At 71.0% G+C, this 19,782-nt stretch carries 18 protein-coding genes; 8 read left to right on the top strand and 10 right to left on the bottom strand.

Features of this window, described 5'->3' with window-relative positions; all coding sequences use genetic code 11:
• Position 1: 1 nt before the first annotated feature.
• The 5 genes from hisH to hisD are packed head-to-tail and all read right to left on the bottom strand — an operon-like array spanning position 2 to position 3,837.
• A complete protein-coding gene (hisH, locus tag ABT147_RS32485) occupies positions 2-646 on the bottom strand; it encodes an imidazole glycerol phosphate synthase subunit HisH (RefSeq protein ID WP_351412848.1) in 645 nt (214 codons plus the stop codon).
• Positions 643-807, bottom strand: coding sequence for a CG2302 family histidine operon protein (locus ABT147_RS32480; protein ID WP_351412846.1), 165 nt, complete (start codon positions 805-807; stop codon positions 643-645). Before ABT147_RS32480 ends, hisH begins: the two co-directional genes overlap by 4 nt.
• Positions 804-1,397, bottom strand: coding sequence for an imidazoleglycerol-phosphate dehydratase HisB (hisB, locus tag ABT147_RS32475; protein ID WP_009315304.1), 594 nt, complete (start codon positions 1,395-1,397; stop codon positions 804-806). The genes ABT147_RS32480 and hisB overlap by 4 nt, the downstream gene beginning before the upstream one ends.
• Positions 1,394-2,503 carry a histidinol-phosphate transaminase gene (locus ABT147_RS32470; RefSeq protein ID WP_351412844.1) on the bottom strand — a complete coding sequence of 370 codons (1,110 nt, stop codon included), beginning with the start codon at positions 2,501-2,503 and terminating at the stop codon, positions 1,394-1,396. The genes hisB and ABT147_RS32470 overlap by 4 nt, the downstream gene beginning before the upstream one ends.
• Positions 2,500-3,837 carry a histidinol dehydrogenase gene (gene hisD / locus ABT147_RS32465; protein ID WP_351412842.1) on the bottom strand — a complete coding sequence of 446 codons (1,338 nt, stop codon included), beginning with the start codon at positions 3,835-3,837 and terminating at the stop codon, positions 2,500-2,502. Before hisD ends, ABT147_RS32470 begins: the two co-directional genes overlap by 4 nt.
• A gap of 217 nt (positions 3,838-4,054) precedes the next feature.
• Here hisD and ABT147_RS32460 point away from each other — a divergent pair, with 217 nt between their 5' ends.
• From ABT147_RS32460 to ybaK, 4 genes are all read left to right on the top strand, one after another.
• Complete coding sequence (locus tag ABT147_RS32460; protein ID WP_351412839.1) at positions 4,055-5,638, top strand: oxidoreductase; 1,584 nt, start codon at positions 4,055-4,057, stop codon at positions 5,636-5,638.
• A gap of 168 nt (positions 5,639-5,806) precedes the next feature.
• Positions 5,807-6,847, top strand: coding sequence for a hypothetical protein (locus tag ABT147_RS32455; protein WP_351412837.1), 1,041 nt, complete (start codon positions 5,807-5,809; stop codon positions 6,845-6,847).
• Positions 6,848-6,917: 70 nt separating this feature from the next.
• Positions 6,918-7,658 carry an LON peptidase substrate-binding domain-containing protein gene (locus tag ABT147_RS32450; protein ID WP_351412834.1) on the top strand — a complete coding sequence of 247 codons (741 nt, stop codon included), beginning with the start codon at positions 6,918-6,920 and terminating at the stop codon, positions 7,656-7,658.
• A gap of 53 nt (positions 7,659-7,711) precedes the next feature.
• A complete protein-coding gene (gene ybaK / locus ABT147_RS32445; protein WP_351412832.1) occupies positions 7,712-8,218 on the top strand; it encodes a Cys-tRNA(Pro) deacylase in 507 nt (168 codons plus the stop codon).
• 248 nt (positions 8,219-8,466) lie between these two features.
• Here the strand turns inward: ybaK and ABT147_RS32440 are convergent, their stop codons facing one another.
• The 4 genes from ABT147_RS32440 to ABT147_RS32425 form a co-directional block, all read right to left on the bottom strand.
• On the bottom strand, positions 8,467-9,099 hold the full coding sequence (locus ABT147_RS32440; protein WP_351412829.1) for a DUF2567 domain-containing protein: 633 nt from the start codon (positions 9,097-9,099) through the stop codon (positions 8,467-8,469).
• A 34-nt stretch (positions 9,100-9,133) separates the two neighbouring features.
• Positions 9,134-9,994 (bottom strand): ABC transporter permease, encoded by an 861-nt coding sequence (locus ABT147_RS32435; protein ID WP_351412827.1) that lies wholly within the window; start codon positions 9,992-9,994, stop codon positions 9,134-9,136.
• A 70-nt stretch (positions 9,995-10,064) separates the two neighbouring features.
• On the bottom strand, positions 10,065-11,090 hold the full coding sequence (locus ABT147_RS32430) for an ABC transporter ATP-binding protein (protein ID WP_351412824.1): 1,026 nt from the start codon (positions 11,088-11,090) through the stop codon (positions 10,065-10,067).
• 145 nt (positions 11,091-11,235) lie between these two features.
• Complete coding sequence (locus tag ABT147_RS32425) at positions 11,236-12,450, bottom strand: NYN domain-containing protein (RefSeq protein WP_351412822.1); 1,215 nt, start codon at positions 12,448-12,450, stop codon at positions 11,236-11,238.
• A 265-nt stretch (positions 12,451-12,715) separates the two neighbouring features.
• Between ABT147_RS32425 and ABT147_RS32420 the strand changes: the two genes are divergently transcribed.
• Positions 12,716-12,880: a hypothetical protein gene (locus tag ABT147_RS32420; RefSeq protein ID WP_086755445.1), complete on the top strand. Its 165-nt coding sequence runs from the start codon at positions 12,716-12,718 to the stop codon at positions 12,878-12,880.
• A 106-nt stretch (positions 12,881-12,986) separates the two neighbouring features.
• Here ABT147_RS32420 and dnaE read toward each other — a convergent pair whose 3' ends face one another.
• Positions 12,987-16,526: a DNA polymerase III subunit alpha gene (dnaE, locus tag ABT147_RS32415; protein ID WP_351412819.1), complete on the bottom strand. Its 3,540-nt coding sequence runs from the start codon at positions 16,524-16,526 to the stop codon at positions 12,987-12,989.
• Positions 16,527-16,740: 214 nt separating this feature from the next.
• Between dnaE and ABT147_RS32410 the strand changes: the two genes are divergently transcribed.
• From ABT147_RS32410 to ABT147_RS32400, 3 genes are all read left to right on the top strand, one after another.
• Positions 16,741-18,066: a DUF2252 domain-containing protein gene (locus ABT147_RS32410; protein ID WP_351412817.1), complete on the top strand. Its 1,326-nt coding sequence runs from the start codon at positions 16,741-16,743 to the stop codon at positions 18,064-18,066.
• A gap of 104 nt (positions 18,067-18,170) precedes the next feature.
• The gene (locus ABT147_RS32405; protein ID WP_351412815.1) at positions 18,171-18,857 is read left to right on the top strand and encodes a hypothetical protein; all 687 of its coding nucleotides are present in this window, start codon (positions 18,171-18,173) and stop codon (positions 18,855-18,857) included.
• Positions 18,858-18,944: 87 nt separating this feature from the next.
• Positions 18,945-19,745 (top strand): DsbA family protein, encoded by an 801-nt coding sequence (locus ABT147_RS32400; protein ID WP_351412813.1) that lies wholly within the window; start codon positions 18,945-18,947, stop codon positions 19,743-19,745.
• Positions 19,746-19,782: the final 37 nt, after the last annotated feature.

The raw sequence follows: 19,782 nt of genomic DNA, 5'->3' as shown, positions 1-19,782 counted from the left end.
GCTACAGGGTTCCGATCCAGTTGTTCAGCAGCTGCGCTCCGGCGTCGCCGGACTTCTCGGGGTGGAACTGCGTGGCCCACAGGGCGCCGTTCTCCACGGCCGCGACGAAGGGCTTGCCGTGGGTCGACCAGGTGACCTTGGGCGCGGTCAGCGTGGGGTTGTGCGTCTCCAGGGCCCAGTCGTGGACGGCGTAGGAGTGCACGAAGTAGAAGCGGGCGTCGGCGTCCAGGCCGGCGAACAGGGTCGTGTCGGCCGGGGCGTCGACGGTGTTCCAGCCCATGTGGGGCACGATCTCGGCCTGGAGCGGCTCGACCGCGCCGGGCCACTCGTCGAGGCCCTCGGTCTCCACGCCGTGCTCGATGCCGCGCGCGAAGAGGATCTGCATGCCGACGCAGATGCCCATCACCGGACGGCCGCCGGAGAGCCGGCGGTCGATGATCCAGTCGCCGCGCGCCTCCTTGAGCCCCTTCATACAGGCGGCGAAGGCGCCGACACCGGGCACCAGCAGCCCGTCGGCGTTCATGGCGGTGTCGAAGTCACGCGTTATCTCGACCTCGGCGCCCGTACGCGCGAGGGCGCGCTCAGCGGACCTCACGTTCCCGAAGCCGTAGTCGAAGACGACCACTCGTTTCGAAGGGGAGCTCAATTCCACACCTCCAGCCTCAGGACGCCCGCGACGAGACACATCGCGGCGGCGATCGACAACAGGATGATGAGGCTCTTCGGCATCTGCTGCTTGGCGAAGGAGATGATCCCGCCGACCAGGAAGAGACCGACGACGATCAGGACGGTGGACAGCCCGTTCACAGCGCGCCCTTCGTGGAGGGCAGGATGCCGACCGCGCGCGGGTCGCGCTCGGAGGCGTAGCGCAGGGCACGCGCCAGCGCCTTGAACTGGCATTCGACGATGTGGTGGGCGTTGCGCCCGTACGGCACGTGCACGTGGAGCGCGATCTGGGCCTGGGCGACGAAGGACTCCAGGATGTGCCGGGTCATCGTGGTGTCGTACTCGCCGATCATCGGCGCCATCTTCTCGGGCTCGGTGTGCACGAGGTAGGGGCGGCCGGACAGGTCGACGGTGACCTGGGCGAGGGACTCGTCCAGCGGGACCGTGCAGTTGCCGAAGCGGTAGATGCCCACCTTGTCGCCGAGGGCCTGCTTGAAGGCGGCGCCCAGCGCGAGGGCGGTGTCCTCGATGGTGTGGTGGGAGTCGATGTGCAGGTCGCCGTCGGTCTTCACGGTCAGGTCGAACAGACCGTGGCGGCCGAGCTGGTCGAGCATGTGGTCGTAGAAGCCGACCCCGGTGGAGATCTCCGTCTTGCCGGTGCCGTCGAGGTTGATCTCGACGAGGACCGATGTCTCCTTGGTGGTCCGCTCCACGCGTCCTACGCGGTTCATGCGCTCTGCTCCTTCTTCAGTTCACGTACCGCGTCGAGGAACGCGTCGTTCTCGGCGGGAGTTCCGGCGGTCACCCGCAGCCATCCCGGTACGCCGTTGTCCCGGACCAGGACGCCCCGGTCGAGGATCTTCCGCCAGACCTCGTGCGCGTCCGCGAACCTGCCGAACTGCACGAAGTTCGCGTCGGACTCGGTCACCTCGTAGCCGATGGCGCGCAGCTCCTCGACCAGGCGGTCCCGCTCGGCCTTCAGCTGTTCGACATAGCCGAGGAGGGTGTCGGTGTGCTCCAGGGCGGCGAGGGCGGTCGCCTGGGTGACGGCGGAGAGGTGGTACGGCAGCCGTACGAGCTGGACCGCGTCCACGACCGCCGGGTGCGCGGCGAGGTAGCCGAGGCGCAGGCCCGCCGCGCCGAAGGCCTTGGACATCGTCCGGGAGACCACGAGGTTCGGCCGTCCGGCGAGCAGCGGCAGCAGGGAGTCGCCGTGGCTGAACTCGATGTACGCCTCGTCGACCACCACCATCGACGGCTTGGCGGCCTGGGCCGCCTCGTACAGCGCGAGGACGGTGTCGCCCGAGACCGCGTTGCCCGTGGGGTTGTTGGGGGTGGTGATGAAGACGACGTCCGGGCGGTGCTCGGCGATGGCCTCCCGGGCGGCGGCGAGGTCGATCGTGAAGTCGTCGTCGCGGGGGCCGGAGATCCAGCCCGTGCCCGTGCCGCGCGCGATCAGGCCGTGCATGGAGTACGAGGGCTCGAAGCCGATGGCGGTGCGGCCGGGGCCGCCGAAGGTCTGCAGGAGCTGCTGGATGACCTCGTTGGAGCCGTTGGCCGCCCAGACGTTGGTCGGGTCGACCGCGTACCCCGACGTCTTGGTCAGATACTCCGCCAGCCGCGTGCGCAGCTCCACCGCGTCCCGGTCCGGGTAGCGGTTGAGGTGCCGGGCCGCCTCGCGCACCCGTTCGGTGATCCGCTCGACCAGCGGCTCGGGCAGCGGGTACGGGTTCTCGTTGGTGTTCAGCCGTACCGGGACGTCGAGCTGGGGCGCGCCGTAGGGGCTCTTGCCGCGCAGTTCGTCGCGGACGGGGAGATCGTCGATTCCGAAGCTCACTTGCCAGGCACCTTCCAGCCGAACCTTGCCTTGATCGCCGCGCCGTGCGCGGGCAGGTCCTCCGCCTCCGCCAGCGTCACCACGTGGTGCGCGACCTCGGCCAGCGCGTCCTTCGTGTAGTCGACGATGTGGATGCCGCGCAGGAAGGACTGGACGGACAGACCGGAGGAGTGGCAGGCGCAGCCGCCGGTCGGGAGCACGTGGTTGGAGCCCGCCGCGTAGTCGCCCAGCGAGACCGGCGCCCAGGGGCCGATGAAGATCGCGCCCGCGTTGACGACGCGCTCGGCGACCGCGGAGGCGTCCGCCGTCTGGATCTCCAGGTGCTCGGCGCCGTACGCGTTGACGACGCGAAGGCCCTCCTCGACGCCGTCGACCAGGACGATCGCGGACTGCCGGCCGGCCAGCGCGGGACGGATCCGGTCCTCGATGTGCTTGGTGGCCTCGACCTGGGGCTGAAGCTCCTTGTCGACCGCGTCGGCGAGCGCGACGGAGTCGGTGACGAGCACGGCGGCGGCGAGCGGGTCGTGCTCGGCCTGGCTGATCAGGTCGGCGGCGACGTGCACCGGGTCGGCGGTGTCGTCCGCGAGGACCGCGATCTCGGTCGGGCCCGCCTCGGAGTCGATGCCGATGACCCCGGTGAAGTACCGCTTGGCGGCGGCCACCCAGATGTTGCCCGGCCCGGTGACCATGCGCGCGGGCGGGCAGGACTCGGTGCCGTACGCGAACATCGCGACGGCGGTGGCGCCACCGGCCGCGTACACCTCGTCGACGCCGAGCAGCGCGCAGGCGGCGAGGATCGTGGGGTGCGGGAGCCCGTCGAACTCGGCCTGCGCCGGGGAGGCGAGGGCGATCGACGGGACACCGGCCTCCTGCGCCGGGACCACGTTCATGATCACGGACGAGGGGTACACCGACCGGCCGCCGGGGGCGTAGAGCCCGACGCGCTCGACGGGGACCCACTTCTCGGTGACCGTGCCGCCGGGGACGACCTGGGTGGTGTGTGTGGTGCGGCGCTGCTCGCGGTGGACGATGCGGGCGCGGCGGATCGACTCCTCCAGGGCCGCGCGGACGGCCGGGTCGAGCTGGTCCAGCGCTCGCGCGAGGGCCTCGGCCGGGACCCGTACGGAGGTCAGGCGTACCCCGTCGAACTTCTCGGCGAAGTCGATCAGCGCCGCGTCGCCCCGATGATGCACGGCCTCGCAGATCGGACGCACCTTCTCCAGGGCGGCCGAGACGTCGAAGTCGGCTCGGGGCAGGAGGTCGCGCAGGGCGGGTCCCTCGGGGAGGGCGTCGCCGCGCAGATCGATTCGGGCCAGCGAGAGATGTTGCAGCACGGGGCCAATTCTCTCAGACCCGGGTCGGCGGTCGTGTGCGCGTTCCACTGGCTGGAACGGACCGCCCGTCGGCCGGCGCGGGAGCCGGTCCGGGAACCCGGAAGATCACCTTCACGTCTAGCGTTCAGAGCGTCACTCAGCGGGCATCACCAGCGTACAAAGGTGCGCGATACACGCGAGTGTCTCCGAGTGGCACAGGACGGGGGAAGGAAGAGCGGTGAGCGAGGGGCCCGGCCTCCGGGACGACGGGGAACTGCCGGACGATCTGACCGCCGCCGAGGCGGGCATGTGGCAGGCGTTCCGCAACGGCAGCGTGTACGACCTGCGCGACGGCGACATCGCCGTGGACGATCCGCACGGCGGCCACCCCTGGGGGCCCGAGCGGACCGTACGGGCCCGGATCGTGGCCTGGCTGCTGCTGGACGGGCCGCCCGCGCTGGCCGGCCGGGTGTCCGCGCTGAAGATGGTCGGCGTCCAGATCAAGGGCGTCCTGGAGCTCGCGGGCGGCCAGGTGGTGCCGTACGTGGAGCTGCGGGGCTGCCGGTTCGAGAAGGAGATCCTGGTTCCCGAGGCCCGGTTCACGACCGTTCGGCTGGTGGACTGCTCGGTGCCCCGGCTGGAGGCGGCCCGGCTGCACACGGAGGGCGATCTGCATCTGCCGCGCTGCCGGTTCCACAACGGGGTGCGGCTGGCGGACGCGCACATCGGCACCGATCTGCTGCTCAACCAGGCGGTCGTCTACCGCGACCGGCACGGCCGCTCGCTCTCCGCCGACGGGCTGACCGTCGCCCAGGACGTGCAGGCCGAGATGCTGGAGTCGCACGGCGAGCTGAGCCTGCGCGGCGCGACCGTCGGCGCCTCGCTCAGCCTGCGCGGCAGCCGGCTCGCCAATCCGTACGGTCGGCTCGCCCTGAACGCGCCCCAGCTGACCGTGGAGCGCACCCTCTATCTGACCCCGGCCGGCGTCGGCAATCCGCTGCACACCAGCGGCAGCACGCCCGCGCGCGGCACCCGTGTCCAGCGGTTCGAGTGCCAGGGCGGGATCCGGCTGGACGACGGGCGGTTCGGTGACTCCGTCGACCTGGAGCAGGCCCGGTTCACCTTCACGGACGAACAGGAGCTGTCCCTGCGCCGCGTCCAGGTGCCCGAGCTGCGCTTCCTCGGTGAGAAGCCCGAGCGCGGCAAGGTCGTCCTGTCCGGCGCCCGGGTCGGCGTCCTGATCGACAAGGCGCAGAGCTGGCCCGGCCCCGGCAACCTCCACATGGGCGGCTTCCAGTACGAGACCCTCGTGCCGCGCGGCCAGTTCCCGCTGGCCGAACGGCTGGAGTGGGTGGCGGCGGCGACCGCCGAGTACAGCCCGGAGCCGTACGAGCGGCTGGCGACCGTGCTGCGCGCCGGCGGGGACGACGAGGGCGCCCGAGAGGTGCTCCTCGCCAAGCAGCGCCACCGGCGGGAGAACCTGCCGATGGCGGCCAAGCTCTGGGGCTACGCGCAGGACTGGACGGTCGCCTACGGATACCGGCCGGGCCGGGCGGCGGTGTGGATGGCGCTGCTGTGGGCGCTGACGTCGTACGCCTTCTCGCACGCCCACCATCCGCCGATGAAGAGCGGCGAGCACCCGCACTGGAGCCCGTCCCTGTTCGCCCTGGATCTGCTGCTGCCGGTCATCGACCTCGGCCAGGTCGGCTACTGGCAGCTGCGCGGCGGCTGGCAGTGGCTGGCCGCCGTGGTGATCATCCTGGGCTGGATCCTGGCGACGACGGTGGCGGCGGGCGCCACCCGCCTCCTCAGCAGGAACTGACGGGTTCCGCCCAGGAAGGCTCGGTGTTCCGGACATGATCCGGGACGCACACAACCTGACCCGTCGTCGCACCGTCTTCGTACCGAAACCATCAACCGCGACACCACGACGGTGAGCACCCGGCCCACGAGAGCGGCGCCGGTCGAGGCGCGAAGGGGGCAGGGCGCCATGGATCTGTTGCGCGCGCTCGTCCGTACCGCCCGGATGGCACGCCACACCTCCCGGCTCGCCGCGGGGCTGCCCGCCGACGACGAGGTGCTGCTCGACGCCCCCGACGAGCGGCTCGGGCCCGTGCTGGTGGCGGCCGGCCGCGGTGAGTACGCGGCCGCGGCGAAACTGCTGGCGACCACCCGGGAGGCCGCCGAGTGGGAGAACCGCGACCGGTACGCGCTGCGGCTCGCCGCGTTCGCCCAGGCGCGCGACGCATGGCTGCGGGCCTGGGAGTCGACCGCCCCGCACGACCCGGACATGCTGCTGCTCAAGGCCGAGCTGGCGGTGGCGCGCGGCTCGCGCTCCCCCGCCCGGGTCGAACTGTTGCGCGAGGCCGGCCCGTTGATCGCGGCTGCCACGGAGGGCGAGCCGCGTGATCCGGTGCCCTGGCGGATCGCCCTCGACCACGCCAGGGGCACGGGCCTCGGCCACACCGGCTTCGAGCGGCTGTGGGCGGAGGCGGTCCGCCGCTCCCCGCACCACTACGGCTGTCATGTCTCCGCGCTGAGGTACCTGGCCGCCGCCTGCTGTGCCCGGTGGGCGGACACCCCCCACACCTCCCGGTGCTCGCACCGCGAGTGCTTCGACTTCGCCGAGCGGGCCGCCGAGGACGCGCTCCCCGGCTCCCTCGTGCGGGCCCTGCCGGTCCGGGCGGCCTTCGCGTACTTCACCGAGGGCGGCGGCACCGTCCCCCGCGCCCGGCTGGACGCGGCGGCGGACGGCGCGATCGCGCTCTCCGCCGAGTACGCCCCCGGCGACCCCTGGCCGGCCGAGGTCCGCAACCTCCTGACGTACGTCCTGGTCCGCCTGGAGCGCTGGCCGGACGCCCTGGCCCAGCTGCGCATGATCGGCCCGTACGCGACGTCCTTCCCCTGGGACCATGTCTCGGACGATCCGCTGGGCCAGTTCCTCCAGCTGCGGGACGGCGTGCGGCTGGAGGTGGCGTGCTCGATCCCGCTGCGCGCCCGGCCGGAGAGGTCGCCGCGCGCCGGAGGGTAGCCCTTGCGGGAGGTCACCAAACGAATACGGAAGAACGCGCGTGCCCCGACGACCATTAGGCTCTGCCCTCGTGACCACCGTCCGGCTGCCTCTCTTCCCTCTGAACTCGGTGTTGTACCCGGGGCTCGTGCTTCCTCTGAACATCTTCGAGGAGCGCTACCGCGCCATGATGCGCGAGTTGCTGAAGACCCCCGAGGACCAACCCCGCCGCTTCGCCGTCGTCGCCATCCGCGACGGCCACGAGGTCGCGCCGAGCGCCCCCGGCATGCCGGATCCGACCGCGCTGCCCGACCGCGGCCCGACCGCCGGCTTCGGCGACGAACCGACGAAGGCGTTCCACTCCGTGGGCTGTATCGCGGACGCGGCGACCATCCGGGAGCGCGACAACGGCACGTTCGAGGTCCTGGCGACCGGTACCAGCCGGGTGCGTCTGCTCTCGGTGGACGCCTCGGGGCCGTTCCTCGTGGCGGATCTGGAGGAGCTGCCGGAGGACGCGGGCGACGAGGCGGGCGCGCTCGCCGAGGGCGTCCTGCGGGCGTTCCGCCAGTACCAGAAGCGGCTCGCGGGCGCCCGGGAGCGCTCACTGTCGACGGGGGCCGACCTCCCGGACGAGCCGGCGGTCGTCTCCTACCTGGTCGCGGCGGCGATGATGCTCGACACCCCCGCCAAGCAGCGGCTCCTCCAGGCCCCCGACACCGCGTCCCGGCTGCGCGACGAGCTGAAACTCCTGCGCGCCGAGTCCGCCATCATCCGTAGTCTGCCGTCGTTGCCCGCGTCGGAACTGACGCGCGGGCCGACGAGTCTGAACTGATCCCGACCGGCGCACGCGAGAAGGCCGATGGCGAAGACCGATAGCGAAGGCTGATGGCGAAGAAGGCGAAGAAGCAGCAGTCGGGAGCGGGCGGCACGCCCGCGACGGTGGCCCTGAGCGCGGCGGGCGTGGAGTTCACCGTCCACGCCTACGAGCACGATCCCGCGCATCCGTCCTACGGCGAGGAGGCGGCCGAGGCGATGGGGGTGTCCCCCGAGCGGGTCTTCAAGACGCTGGTGGCGGACGTCGACGGCGCGCTCGTGGTCGCGGTCGTGCCGGTGGCGGGTTCGCTGGACCTGAAGTCGCTGGCGACGGCGGTCGGCGGCAAGCGGGCGGCGATGGCCGACCCCACGCTCGCGGAGCGGACGACGGGCTATGTCCGGGGTGGCATCTCCCCCCTCGGCCAGCGCAAGAAGCTCCGCACGGTGCTGGACGCCTCCGCGGACGCCCACGACACGATCTGTGTCTCGGCCGGGCGTCGGGGACTGGAGGTCGAGTTGTCCCCCCAGGACCTCCTGAAGCTCACGGAAGCGGTGGCGGCGCCCATCGCTCGCGCGTGACGCCGGGTCGGTTCGTTGGCGGGTGCGGGTCCGGTGGGGGCGGGCCGCGCAGTTCCCCGCGCGCCTGAAAAGCGGGGGCTGCGCCCCTCGCTTTTCAAGCCGAAGACCCGTCGCTTCCCAACCCGCAGCCCGTCGCCTTTCAGGCCCGCAGGGCCTGATCTTTCAGGGGCGCGGGGAACTGCGCGAGAAGCCCCACCGGAGCCGCACCCGCCGACGAACCAGCACCCCCGAGCTATCAGGCGCTCACGTCACTCCACCGGCTCAGGATCCCGCGGCCCGAACAACGCGGTCAGCCCAAGATGCACGAGCAACCCCGCCAACGGCCACGCCAGCAACGCCCCCTTCGCGGCCAGCTTCAGCGGCGCGGAGAACGTCACCCCCTGCCCCACTTCCTTCGCCCGCGCAGCGACATCGGTCTCGGGCCCGAGCCACACCCCGAACCGCCACGCCAGCACGGCCCCCAGCAGCCCGCCGACGGTGAGCGCCACGACGAGGGGCACCCCACCACGCCGGCGCAGCACGAAGACGACGAGCCCGCTGAGCGCGCCGATGCCCAGGGCCAGCAGCGTGAACGTTCCGTCGACGCCGACGGCCTGTTCGCCCTCGGTGTCCTTGAAGTAGACCGCCGACCCGTCGGAGACGAGCGGTACGTGCGGCGCCAGCCACCACCACAGGAGACCGAGCAGCGCGCCGCCGAGCAGCGCCATGACCGCGGTGACGACGGCGGCCTCGATCAGCTCGGTCCGCAGCCCGGGCCCGGCCGGCTTCTCCGGCTCGTACCAGAGATGCGCCTCGCCCCCATCGCTGGTGGGCGGTGGGGCCCACGGGTCGTTCGGGGACTGGTTGTGCGGCGGCGGAGGGGGAGTCAACGGTGCGGTCACCCTGCCATCGTGCCAGGCGCGGCTGTGCGCCGCGTCACCGGACGGCGGCCCGCCGGTACGCCCAGGTGGCGACCGCGAGCGAGACGACCCCGACCCCCGCGCACACGGCGAGGTCGCCGAGCACGAACGCCCAGTCGGGGTTCGGCCCGAAGGTCCGCGCGAAGGCCTCCACGCCGTACGTCGACGGCAGCAGATCCCGTGCGAACTGGATGAAGCCGGGCATCCGGTCGGCCGGCAGCACGCCGAGGAGCAGCGCCGCCGACATGCCCAGCTGTCCGAGGACCGTGGCGAGTTCCGGGCGCGGGGCGAGCAGGCCCAGCGCGGCGCCCAGCCCGGCGAGCGCGGCCCCGGCGAGCGGGATCACCGCGGCGAGCACCCAGAGGTGGGTCAGCGGCAGCCCGAAGAGCACACAGCCGAACACGGCGGTCACCACGGTGCCGGGGACGGTGAAGGAGGCGTACGCGCCGGCCGCGCCCAGCACCACGGCCGCGGGCGGCACGGGCAGGGTCGCGTAGTGGTCGAGGCCGCCGCTGGAGCGCAGCTGCCCGAAGTACTGGGCCAGCAGGTTCAGGGCGACGAACGCGACGACGAGCACCGCCGAACCGGCGACCACGGCGTGCGCCTCGGCCCCGCCGTCCACCACTCCACGCATCAGGATCATGATCCCGATCGACTGGAAGGTGGCCACGAACAGCAGCGGGATCCGTGCGACCCGCGCCCGGGAGAGCTGCGCCACGTACACGGCGCAGAGCGACGGCCACAGGCGCGCGCGGGGCCCGAGCTCGGCGGCTGGGCGCTCCACGCGCTCCTCTACGGCCAGGGCCTTGCCCGGCAGGATCTCGGCGGGTACGACACTCACGTCGAGTTGCTCCCCTTCGCTTCGGCTGTCGCCCATTTTCGTACGGCTGCGGCAGCCTTGCCGTTCACGTCCGCTTCGACTGTTCTCCGGCTCACGCCCGCGTCCCTCACCCCTTGACCAGTCCCTGTGCGCTGCCCGCGCTGCCGCCGAGCGCCAGGTAGACGTCCTCCAGGCTCGGCGTGGCGAGGGTGAAGTCGTCGAGCGCGACGAAGGCGGCGCCGCCGGTGACCGTGGCCACCACCGCGCGCGCCTCCTCGGGGGCGAGCCGGAGCGTCCAGCGGCGCCCGGACTCCACGGCGCGCGGGCGCAGCGCGGCGACCTCGGGCACGTCCAGCGGGGCCTTCTCCCGCCACACCAGCTCGACGCGCACCTCGCCCGCGACCTGTTCCTTCAGTCCGGCCGGGCTGTCGCAGGCGATGACCCGCCCTTTGTCGAGGACGGCGACGCGGTCGAGGACGGTCTCCGCCTCGATGACGTTGTGGGTGACCAGCAGGACGGTGGTGCCGGACTCGGCGCGCCGCCGGTCGACGGCGGCCCACACGGCCCGCCGGGCCACCGGGTCCATGCCGCTGGTCGGCTCGTCGAGCACGAGCAGGGGCCGCTCCCCGACGAGCGCGGTGGCGAAACAGGCGAGCCGCCGCTGTCCGCCGGACAGCTTCTTCAGCGGCCGGGCGGCCAGGGCGGTCAGCCCCAGCTCCTCCAGCACGGCGTCCCGCTCGGCCCGGGCCCGGCGTACCTCCAGCCCGCGCAGCCGCCCGGTGGTCTCCGCGGCGAGCGCCACGGTCAGCTCGTCCAGGGCGGTGGACTCCTGCCCCAGATAGGCGAGGATCCGGGAGGCCCGCTCGGGATGGCGGACGATGTCGTGGCCCAGGATGTCGACGGTGCCGTCGTCGGGCCGCATCAGCCCGGTCAGCTGCCGTACGAGAGTGGTCTTGCCCGCCCCGTTGGGCCCGAGCAGCCCGAAGATCTCCCCGCGCCCGACCTCCAGCGCCACGGCGTCGTTGGCCCGCACCTCGGGAGTCCCCGGCACACCCCGCCGCCCCCGCGTCGCCGGATACGTCTTGGTGAGCCCCCGCACAGCACACACGACTTCCCGACCATGCCGGATCGCCTGTCCCGTACGCGTACTCACGAGGAACGAGCCTACGGGGTCCCGGGTGCCGAATTGCCCCGGGGTCACCCCAGCCGAGCCCCAAAGGGGCGCGGGGAACTGCGCGACCAGCCACAACGAACGCGCGCCCGCCCACGAACAGGCACCCCCGAGCTACTAGGCGCCCCTACCTCTCCCCCGCCGGCGCATGCTCGACCCCCGTCCGCACATCGATCTCCCGCCAGAACCCGGCCCTGATCGCATACCGGTCATGCTCATCGATCTGATCGTCCTTGTGCGCCAGCAGCCCGAACCGAGCCGCGTACCGCAACAGCTCCCCGTCCACCCGATGCGGCACCCGCGGATACATCCCCGACAGCTTCTGCAGATGGGACTGGTCCGTCAGCCGCGCCATCCACCGCCGAGCGAACACCTGCCCGACCTCGAAGGGGTCACCCCCGACGGTCGTGATGTCCTCCTCCCGGTCGGCCCACCGCTGCTCCGCACTGGTCAGCTGCGCCAGCGTCGGCATCGCCGCCGCCTCCGGCGGCTCCGCCGCGCCCCCGGGCCGGTCCACCCACCCCTTGTCGGAGGACCACCGCAGCGTGGCCGTCGCCGGATGCTGCACGGCGTGCGCCCCGGGCCCGCGCATGGCGGCGAGATCCTTCGGCGTCGGCACACCCTTGGCCGCGGGCATCCGCTCATCGGTGCCGTTGCGCCCCGCGGGGGCCGGCTCGGGCTCCCCGGCCTGCCGCTCGGCGGCGGCCGCGAGGGCCGACTCGGGCAGCGGCGCCGACAGGATCGCGGCGATCTCCGGCCGGGGCACCGGCTGCGGCGCGCAGACCCCGCCGGCATCCTTGGCGCGTACGGCCTTGGTGATCCAGATCCGGTCGAGCACGCGCCGCTCGTCGGCCTCGGCGACCAGGTCCTCGGACTGGTTGTAGTCGCCGTCGGCGGCCTGCACGGCCCACAGGTGTACGGCGACGCCGTGCTCCTTGGCGGCCATCATGCCCGGCAGCAGATCCCCGTCGCCGGTCACGAGGACCACGTCGGAGCAGGCGCGGTTGCGGGCCAGCTCGGTCAGTTCGGCGTGCATGGCGGCGTCCACGCCCTTCTGCGCCCACCGCCCGTCGCTGCGGGTCAGCGCGCCCAGCCGGACGGTCACCCGGGGCATCACCCGCAGCCTGCGGTGCTCGGGCTGCGGGACGCGGTCGGGGGCGCCGTCGAACCAGTAGATGCGCAGCAGTGGTCGCTCGGTGTCGGCCTCGGCGCGCTCGCGCAGCCCCTGGATGAGGGCGGCGTGATCGACGGTGATGCGGGAGCGGGACGGTTCCCCGGCGAGGAGGCTGGCGGCCGCGCCGAGCAGATACCCGGCGTCCACCAGGACGATGCAGCGGTCCACGCGATCCACCCTCTTTCCGGGAGGTTTGCTTCGGGCTTCCTTCGAGTCTGCCCGACCACGCGGAGGTTAACGGCCGGAACTCGATCTTCGGCGTGGCGTATTCGCCGCACGCCCCCTCCAACGCGGTACCCGTGCCGACGCGTCGCGGCGCCCGCTCCGACAACTCTCGTCACGGACGGTGATTTTCCGAAATGCGCGCCTTATCATGTTATGTGAATCTGGTCGCGGCCCTGGCCCCTAGATCCCCCTCAGGAGGCAGATCCCCATGGCCAAGAACAAGAAGCAGGACCGGAAGCAGCCGCAGTCCGAGCGTGGTCAGCAGGAGGCCCAGCAGTCCTCGCTGGAGTCGCAGGCCGAGCAGCGCGCGACCCAGGTGACCCCCGGCGACATGGCCCGCAAGGGCCGGCAGAAGCGCTTCGGTCACAACTGACATCCGTAGGACGGGCTGTTGCAGCCCGGGTACACCCGAGGGGCGCATCCGGAAGACCGGATGCGCCCCTCGCGCGTTCACGCCCGGCGACCTGCCGAGTGCCCGCTCAGCCGGCCAGACAGGACGGGCCGAGCAGCACCTTCAGATCCCCGAAGAGGGCCGGATCCGGCTTCACCCGGTGCCGGTCGAGGCGCAGCACGGTCGTCTTGGTCGGGCCCTGGAGCCGGATCCGGACCTCGCTGTCGCCCTTGTGGTGGCTGAGGATCTCGCCGAGGCGGCTGACCATGGGCGGGGTGACGCGGGTGGCCGGGATGGTGAGGATCACCGGTGCGTTGGTGCCCGCGTTGGACAGGTCGGGGACCTGCATCTCCATCGCGACCAGACGCGGCACCTCCTCGCGCTTGTCGAGGCGGCCCTTGACGAACACGACCGCGTCCTCGACGAGTTGGGTCGACACGAGCTGGTAGCTCGCCGGGAAGAACATGCACTCGATGGAACCGGCGAGGTCCTCCACGGTGGCGATGGCCCAGGCGTTGCCCTGCTTGGTCATCTTGCGCTGCAGGCCCGAGATGATGCCGCCGATGGTGACGACCGCGCCGTCGCCGTGCTCACCGCCGGTGAGCTGGGCGATACCCGCGTCGGCCTTGTCGGAGAGCACGTGCTCCAGGCCGAAGAGGGGGTGGTCGGAGACGTAGAGGCCGAGCATCTCCCGCTCCTGGGCGAGGAGATAGGTCTTCTCCCACTCGTCGGTGGTGAACTCCACGTCGAGTCCGAAGCCGGGCTCGCTGCTCTCCTCCTCGCCCATGCCGCCGAAGAGGTCGAACTGCCCTTCGGCCTCCTTGCGCTTGACCGCGACCACGTTGTCGATCATCGAGTCGAAGTGCGCGGTGAGGCCCTTGCGGGTGTGCCCCATCGTGTCGAAGGCGCCCGCCTTGATCAGCGACTCCGTGGTGCGCTTGTTGCAGGCGACCGCCTCGACCTTGTCGAGGTAGTCGGGGAAGGAGGCGTACTTCCCCTTGGCCTTGCGGCTGCGGATGATCGACTCGACCACGTTCGTACCGACGTTGCGCACGGCTTCGAGGCCGAAGAGGATCACGTCGTCGCCCTGGGCGGCGAAGTTGTGCTCGGACTCGTTGACGTTCGGCGGGAGCACCTTGATCTTCATGCGCCGGCACTCGTTGAGGTAGACCGCCGACTTGTCCTTGTCGTCCTTGACGGAGGTGAGCAGCGCGGCCATGTACTCGGCCGGGTAGTTCGCCTTCAGATAGCCGGTCCAGTAGGAGACCAGTCCGTACGCGGCGGAGTGGGCCTTGTTGAAGGCGTAGCCGGCGAAGGGGACCAGGACGTCCCACAGGGCCTGGATGGCTTCGTCGCTGTAGCCGTTCTTCCGGGCGCCCGCCTGGAAGAGGACGAAGTTCTTCGCCAGTTCGTCGGGCTTCTTCTTGCCCATCACGCGGCGGAGGATGTCGGCCTCGCCGAGCGAGTACCCGGCGATGATCTGGGCGGCCTTCTGCACCTGCTCCTGGTAGACGATCAGGCCGTAGGTGACCGCGAGGACCTCTTCGAGCGGCTCCTCCAGTTCCTTGTGGATCGGCGTGATCTCCTGGCGCTTGTTCTTGCGCTCCGCGTAGTTGATGTGCGAGTTCATGCCCATCGGGCCGGGCCGGTAGAGGGCCGAGACGGCGGAGATGTCCTCGAAGTTGTCGGGCTGCATCTGGCGGAGCAGCGAGCGCATGGGGCCGCCGTCGAACTGGAAGACGCCGAGGGTGTCACCGCGGCAGAGCAGTTCGAAGGTCTTGGGGTCGTCCAGCGGCAGGGCGAGCATCTCCAGGTCGATGCCCTTGTTGGCCTTCACCATCTTGATGGCGTCGTCCATGATCGTGAGGTTGCGCAGGCCCAGGAAGTCCATCTTCAGCAGGCCGAGCGACTCGCACTGCGGGTAGTCCCACTGGGTGATGGTCACGCCGTCGGTGTGCCGCACCCAGATCGGGGCGTGGTCGACGATGGGCTCGCTGGACATGATCACGCCGGCCGCGTGCACACCCATCTGCCGGACCAGGCCCTCGACGCCCTTGGCGGTGTCGATGACCTTCTTGACGTCCGGCTCGTTCTCGTACATCGACCGGATCTCGCCCGCCTCGCTGTAGCGCGGGTGGGAGGGGTCGGTGATGCCGTTGAGGTCGATGCCCTTGCCGAGGACGTCGGCGGGCATCGCCTTGGTGAGCCGGTCGCCCATCGCGTACGGGTAGCCCAGCACGCGCGCGGAGTCCTTGATGGCGTTCTTCGCCTTGATCTTGCCGTACGTGCCGATCATGGCGACCTTGTCGGCGCCGTACTTCTCGGTCACGTACCTGATCACCTCGACGCGCCGGCGCTCGTCGAAGTCGATGTCGACATCGGGCATGGAGACGCGCTCGGGGTTGAGGAACCGCTCGAAGATCAGACCGTGCGGGATCGGGTCGAGGTCGGTGATGCCCATGGCGTACGCGACGATCGAACCGGCGGCGGAGCCACGGCCGGGGCCGACGGCGATGCCCTGCTTCTTGGCCCACATGATGAAGTCGGCGACGACGAGGAAGTACCCCGGGAACCCCATCTGGATGATGACGTCCATCTCGTACTCGGCCTGCTTCTGGCGGTCCTCGGGGACGCCGCCGGGGAAGCGGCGGGCCATGCCGCGGCGGACCTCCTCCTGGAACCAGGTGACCTCGGTGAAGCCGTCGGGGATGTCGAACTTCGGCATGAGGTTCTTGGCCTCGAACATGCCGGTGGTGTCGATCTGCTCGGCGACCAGCAGGGTGTTGGCGCAGCCCTCCTGCCAGGCGTCCGAGGAGTCGACGGCGTACATCTCGTCGGTGGACTTCAGGTAGTAGCCGGTGCCGTCGAACTTGAAGCGGTCCGGGTCGGAGAGGTTCTTGCCGGTCTGGATGCACAGCAGCGCGTCGTGCGCGGTCGCCTCGTGCGCGTACGTGTAGTGCGAGTCGTTGGTGACCAGGGGCGGGATGCCGAGCTTCTTGCCGACCCGGAGCAGGTCCTCACGGACCCGGTGCTCGATCTCGATGCCGTGGTCCATCAGCTCCAGGAAGTAGCGGTCCTTGCCGAAGATGTCCTGGTACTCGGAGGCCGCCTTCACCGCCTCGTCGAACTGGCCGAGGCGCAGCCGGGTCTGGAGCTCGCCGGAGGGGCAGCCGGTGGAGGCGATGAGCCCCTCGGACCACTGGGAGATGGTCTCCTTGTCCATCCGGGGCCACTTCTGCAGCCAGCCCTCGGCGTACGCGTCCGAGGAGAGCTTGAAGAGGTTGTGCAGGCCCGTCTTGTTCGCCGCCCAGATCGTCTTGTGCGTGTAACCACCCGAACCGGACACGTCGTCCCGCTTCTGGTGCGGCTGGCCCCACTGGATCTTGCGCTTGTTGCGCCGGGACTCGGGGGCGACGTACGCCTCGATGCCGATGATCGGGGTGACCCCGGCCTTCTTCGCGGTGTGGAAGAAGTCGTACGCCCCGTGGAGGTTGCCGTGGTCGGACATGGCGATATGGGTCATGCCCATCTCGTTGCACGCGTTGAACATGTCCTTGAGCCGCGCGGCACCGTCCAGCAGCGAGTACTGGGTGTGGACGTGCAGGTGCGTGAACGGCGGCTTTGACACGGCTTCGGCCTCCAAGGGACACAGGGGAAACATGCGTGAACGACTTCCCCACGGGCTGCGGACAGTCTGGGGGACAGCGTCGAAGTCTATGCCTCGGGACTGACACCGCGAGGGGTCTCCCCCGTACCTTTCGGAGAGGAGTCGCGGGCACTTGCGCGCGCCCTCGCACGTTCAGAAGTCGACCCACCCGTGATCCACCAGGAGGCACCCAGCGATGTCGGTTCCGCAGCTCGACGACGAGCGCCGTGGCGAGGAGATCCTCGCCGTCTTCGACACCGCCTTCGGCCAGCTGCTGGCCGCCGACCCGGCCGCCTTCCGCGTGAAGTTCCGGAAGATGGCGGCCTCGGCCTTCGCGTTCTACCGGGGCACGGCGTGCCTGTTCTACAAGGACCTGGCCGACGAGAAGGCCGAGGGTCCCTACCTCGACGAGCGCACCTCGCGCGTGTGGATCCACGGCGATCTGCACGCGGAGAACTTCGGCACGTACATGGACTCCACGGGCCGTCTGATCTTCAACGTGAACGACTTCGACGAGGCCTATGTCGCCCCCTTCACCTGGGACCTGAAGCGCTTCGCCGCCTCCGTGGCGCTCATCGGGTACGCGAAGGCGCTGAGCGACGAGCAGATCACCGAGCTGGTGGAGACCTACGCGGCCGCCTACCGCGAGCGGATCCACGCCATAGCGGCCGGCGCCAAGCTGGACGAGGTGCCTCCGTTCACGCTGGACACCGCCCAGGGCCCGCTCCTGGACGCGCTGCGCGACGCCCGCTCGCTGACCCGCTTCGGGCTGCTCGACTCGATGACGGAGATCCGTGACTTCGAGCGCCGCTTCGCACCGGGCGGCGGCTCCATCGAGCTGGACGCGGCGACGCGGTACAAGGTGCTGGCCGCCTTCGACGGCTATCTGGAGACGCTCCCGGAGTCCTCGCTGGCCCGCCCGGACTCGTACCGGGTGAAGGACGTCGTCGGCCGCCGGGGCATCGGCATCGGCTCGGCCGGCCTGCCGTCGTACAACATCCTGCTGGAGGGGCAGAGCGACGCCCTGGAGAACGATGTGGTGATCTACATCAAGCAGGCCCAGACCCCGGCCGTCTCCCGTCACATCACCGACCAGCGGATCCGTGACTACTTCGAGCACGAGGGCCACCGCACGGTGATCTCCCAGCGGGCGCTGCAGGCGCACGCGGACCCGTGGCTCGGCTGGACCGAGCTGGACGGCGCCGGGCAGCTGGTCGCCGAGGTGTCGCCGTACGCGGTGGACCTGGACTGGAGCGACATCGACGACCCGGAGGAGATCGCGGCGGTCGTCGCCGACCTCGGCCGGGCCACGGCCACGATGCACGCGGCGGCGGACGACCTGACCGGGCAGTCCCTGGTGCCGTTCTCCACGGAGCGGGCCATCGACGCGGCGATCGCGGCCGACGAGGAGGGCTTCGCGCCGCTCCTGGTGGACTTCGCCCACGCGTACGGGGCACGCGCGCGTGCGGACCACCAGATCTTCGTGGACCTGTTCCGCAACGGCCGGATCCCCGGCCTGTAGAGCTTTCCGGAACGCTGGTGAAGCGGCGGGAAATGAGGCATCGCCCACTCACAGGGGCTTCTTAGCGGTCCCTTACGTATGTGCATGGGAGACTCTCCAACGCCATGGACATATCCGGGACCCACTTCAGAGCCGTACGCGCGGCGCTGTTCACGGCGGTCGTCGTGACGCTCGGCACCGCGTCGCACGTGCTGCTGTCCAGGGTCCCGCTCCCGCTCACCACCGTCGCCGCGATCGCCGGCGCCGTCTTCCTCGTCGCCTACGCGCTGGCCGGCCGCGAGCGCGGCTTCGGGCGGATCGCCGGTGTGCTGATCCCGCTGGAGCTGGCCGCCGACACGGTCTTCACCGCGGGCCAGCACGCCTGTTACGGCGAGGCGGGCGGCCCCGTCACGGGTCCGCTGCGTCAGTTCGGGCTGGACATGCTGTGCGGCGGAGGCAGCGTCGGCGCGCCGCTGGCGCGGGTCACCGGCGGCTCCGAGCCGGCGGCGACCCTGCTGGCGGGCGCCGGTCCGGACGCCGTCTGGCTGCTGCTCGCCGCGCACATCGGGGTGGGTCTGCTGGCCGCCGCCTGGCTGCGGCGGGGCGAGCGGGCGCTGGCCCGGCTGCTGGACGCCGCGGTCGCCGCCGGCTTCCGGCCGCTGCTGATCGCGGTCGCCACGGTCATGGTGCGCCCCCTGCGGGCGGAGCACCGGCCGACGCGCACCGCGCACCGTACGAACACCGCCCGCACCCTTCTGTACGCGCACTCCCTGGGACGGCGTGGACCGCCTTGCTCGGTCACCTTCGCGTGACCACCTCCTGAGCACGAGCAGGTCCCCCACCACACGTATCCGCGCACCGCGCACCGCGCGTGCGCGTCCCACAGGGAGTTCACCCACATGAGCAAGCGGAACAGCAGTGCGGCGAAGTCGGCGGCCCGTGAGCGGCTGCGCCTGGAGCGCGAGCGGCAGGCCAAGCGCGCCAAGGTCAGGCGGCAGGCGATCGTGGCGTCCTCGATCGTCGCGGTCCTGGCGATAGCCGGCGGCATCGGCTACGCCGTCGTCCAGAACGGCAAGCCCACCAAGTGGGAGGCGGCCGCCGACGCCACGGTGGTCGCCCCGGCCAACACCTCGGGCAAGGACGGCACCACCGTACTGATCGGCGACTCCAAGTCCGCCAACGTGGTCCACCTGTTCGAGGACCCGCGCTGCCCGGCCTGCGCCAGCTTCGAACAGACCGTCGGCGAGACCGTCGACAAGGGCATGGAGGACGGCGACTACAAGCTCTCCTTCACGATCGGCACCTTCCTCGACGGCAACCTCACGGGCGAGGGCTCGAAGAACGCGCTGAGCGCGCTCGGCGCCGCCCTGGACGTCAGCCCCGAGGCCTTCCTCGACTACAAGGCCGCGCTGTACTCGACGAAGTACCACCCGTCGGAGTCGACCGACGAGTTCGCCAAGGACAGCTATCTGATCAAGGTCGCGAACACGGTCGACGCGCTGAAGAACAACAAGAAGTTCCAGGACGCCGTCGAGAAGGGCACCTACGACGCCTGGGCGATGAGGATGAGCCAGTCCTTCACCGACGCCAAGGGCGTGAAGTCGACCCCGACCATCAAGATCAACGACAAGACGATCACCAACCCGTCCACGGTCGCGCAGTGGGAGACGGCGCTCAAGGACGCGGGCGTCACCAAGTAGCGCCCGCACACGAACGCGCGGGAACGGGCGGGTGCTC

This window comes from Streptomyces sp. NPDC001868 (genome assembly GCF_040297125.1).
Lineage (GTDB): Bacteria > Actinomycetota > Actinomycetes > Streptomycetales > Streptomycetaceae > Streptomyces.
The sequence above is the reverse complement of the archived record's forward strand: the minus strand, read 5'-3'. Positions and strand labels throughout refer to the sequence as shown.

Bases quoted from the DNA above. Each gene is read 5' to 3' on its own strand.
- ABT147_RS32400 (WP_351412813.1), top strand. From the start codon at position 18,945: ATGAGCAAGCGGAACAGCAGTGCGGCGAAGTCGGCGGCCCGTGAGCGG.
- hisB (WP_009315304.1), bottom strand. From the start codon at position 1,397: ATGAACCGCGTAGGACGCGTGGAGCGGACCACCAAGGAGACATCGGTC.
- ABT147_RS32405 (WP_351412815.1), top strand. From the start codon at position 18,171: ATGGACATATCCGGGACCCACTTCAGAGCCGTACGCGCGGCGCTGTTC.
- ABT147_RS32410 (WP_351412817.1), top strand. From the start codon at position 16,741: ATGTCGGTTCCGCAGCTCGACGACGAGCGCCGTGGCGAGGAGATCCTC.
- ABT147_RS32435 (WP_351412827.1), bottom strand. From the start codon at position 9,994: ATGGGCGACAGCCGAAGCGAAGGGGAGCAACTCGACGTGAGTGTCGTA.
- ybaK (WP_351412832.1), top strand. From the start codon at position 7,712: ATGGCGAAGAAGGCGAAGAAGCAGCAGTCGGGAGCGGGCGGCACGCCC.
- ABT147_RS32455 (WP_351412837.1), top strand. From the start codon at position 5,807: ATGGATCTGTTGCGCGCGCTCGTCCGTACCGCCCGGATGGCACGCCAC.
- ABT147_RS32420 (WP_086755445.1), top strand. From the start codon at position 12,716: ATGGCCAAGAACAAGAAGCAGGACCGGAAGCAGCCGCAGTCCGAGCGT.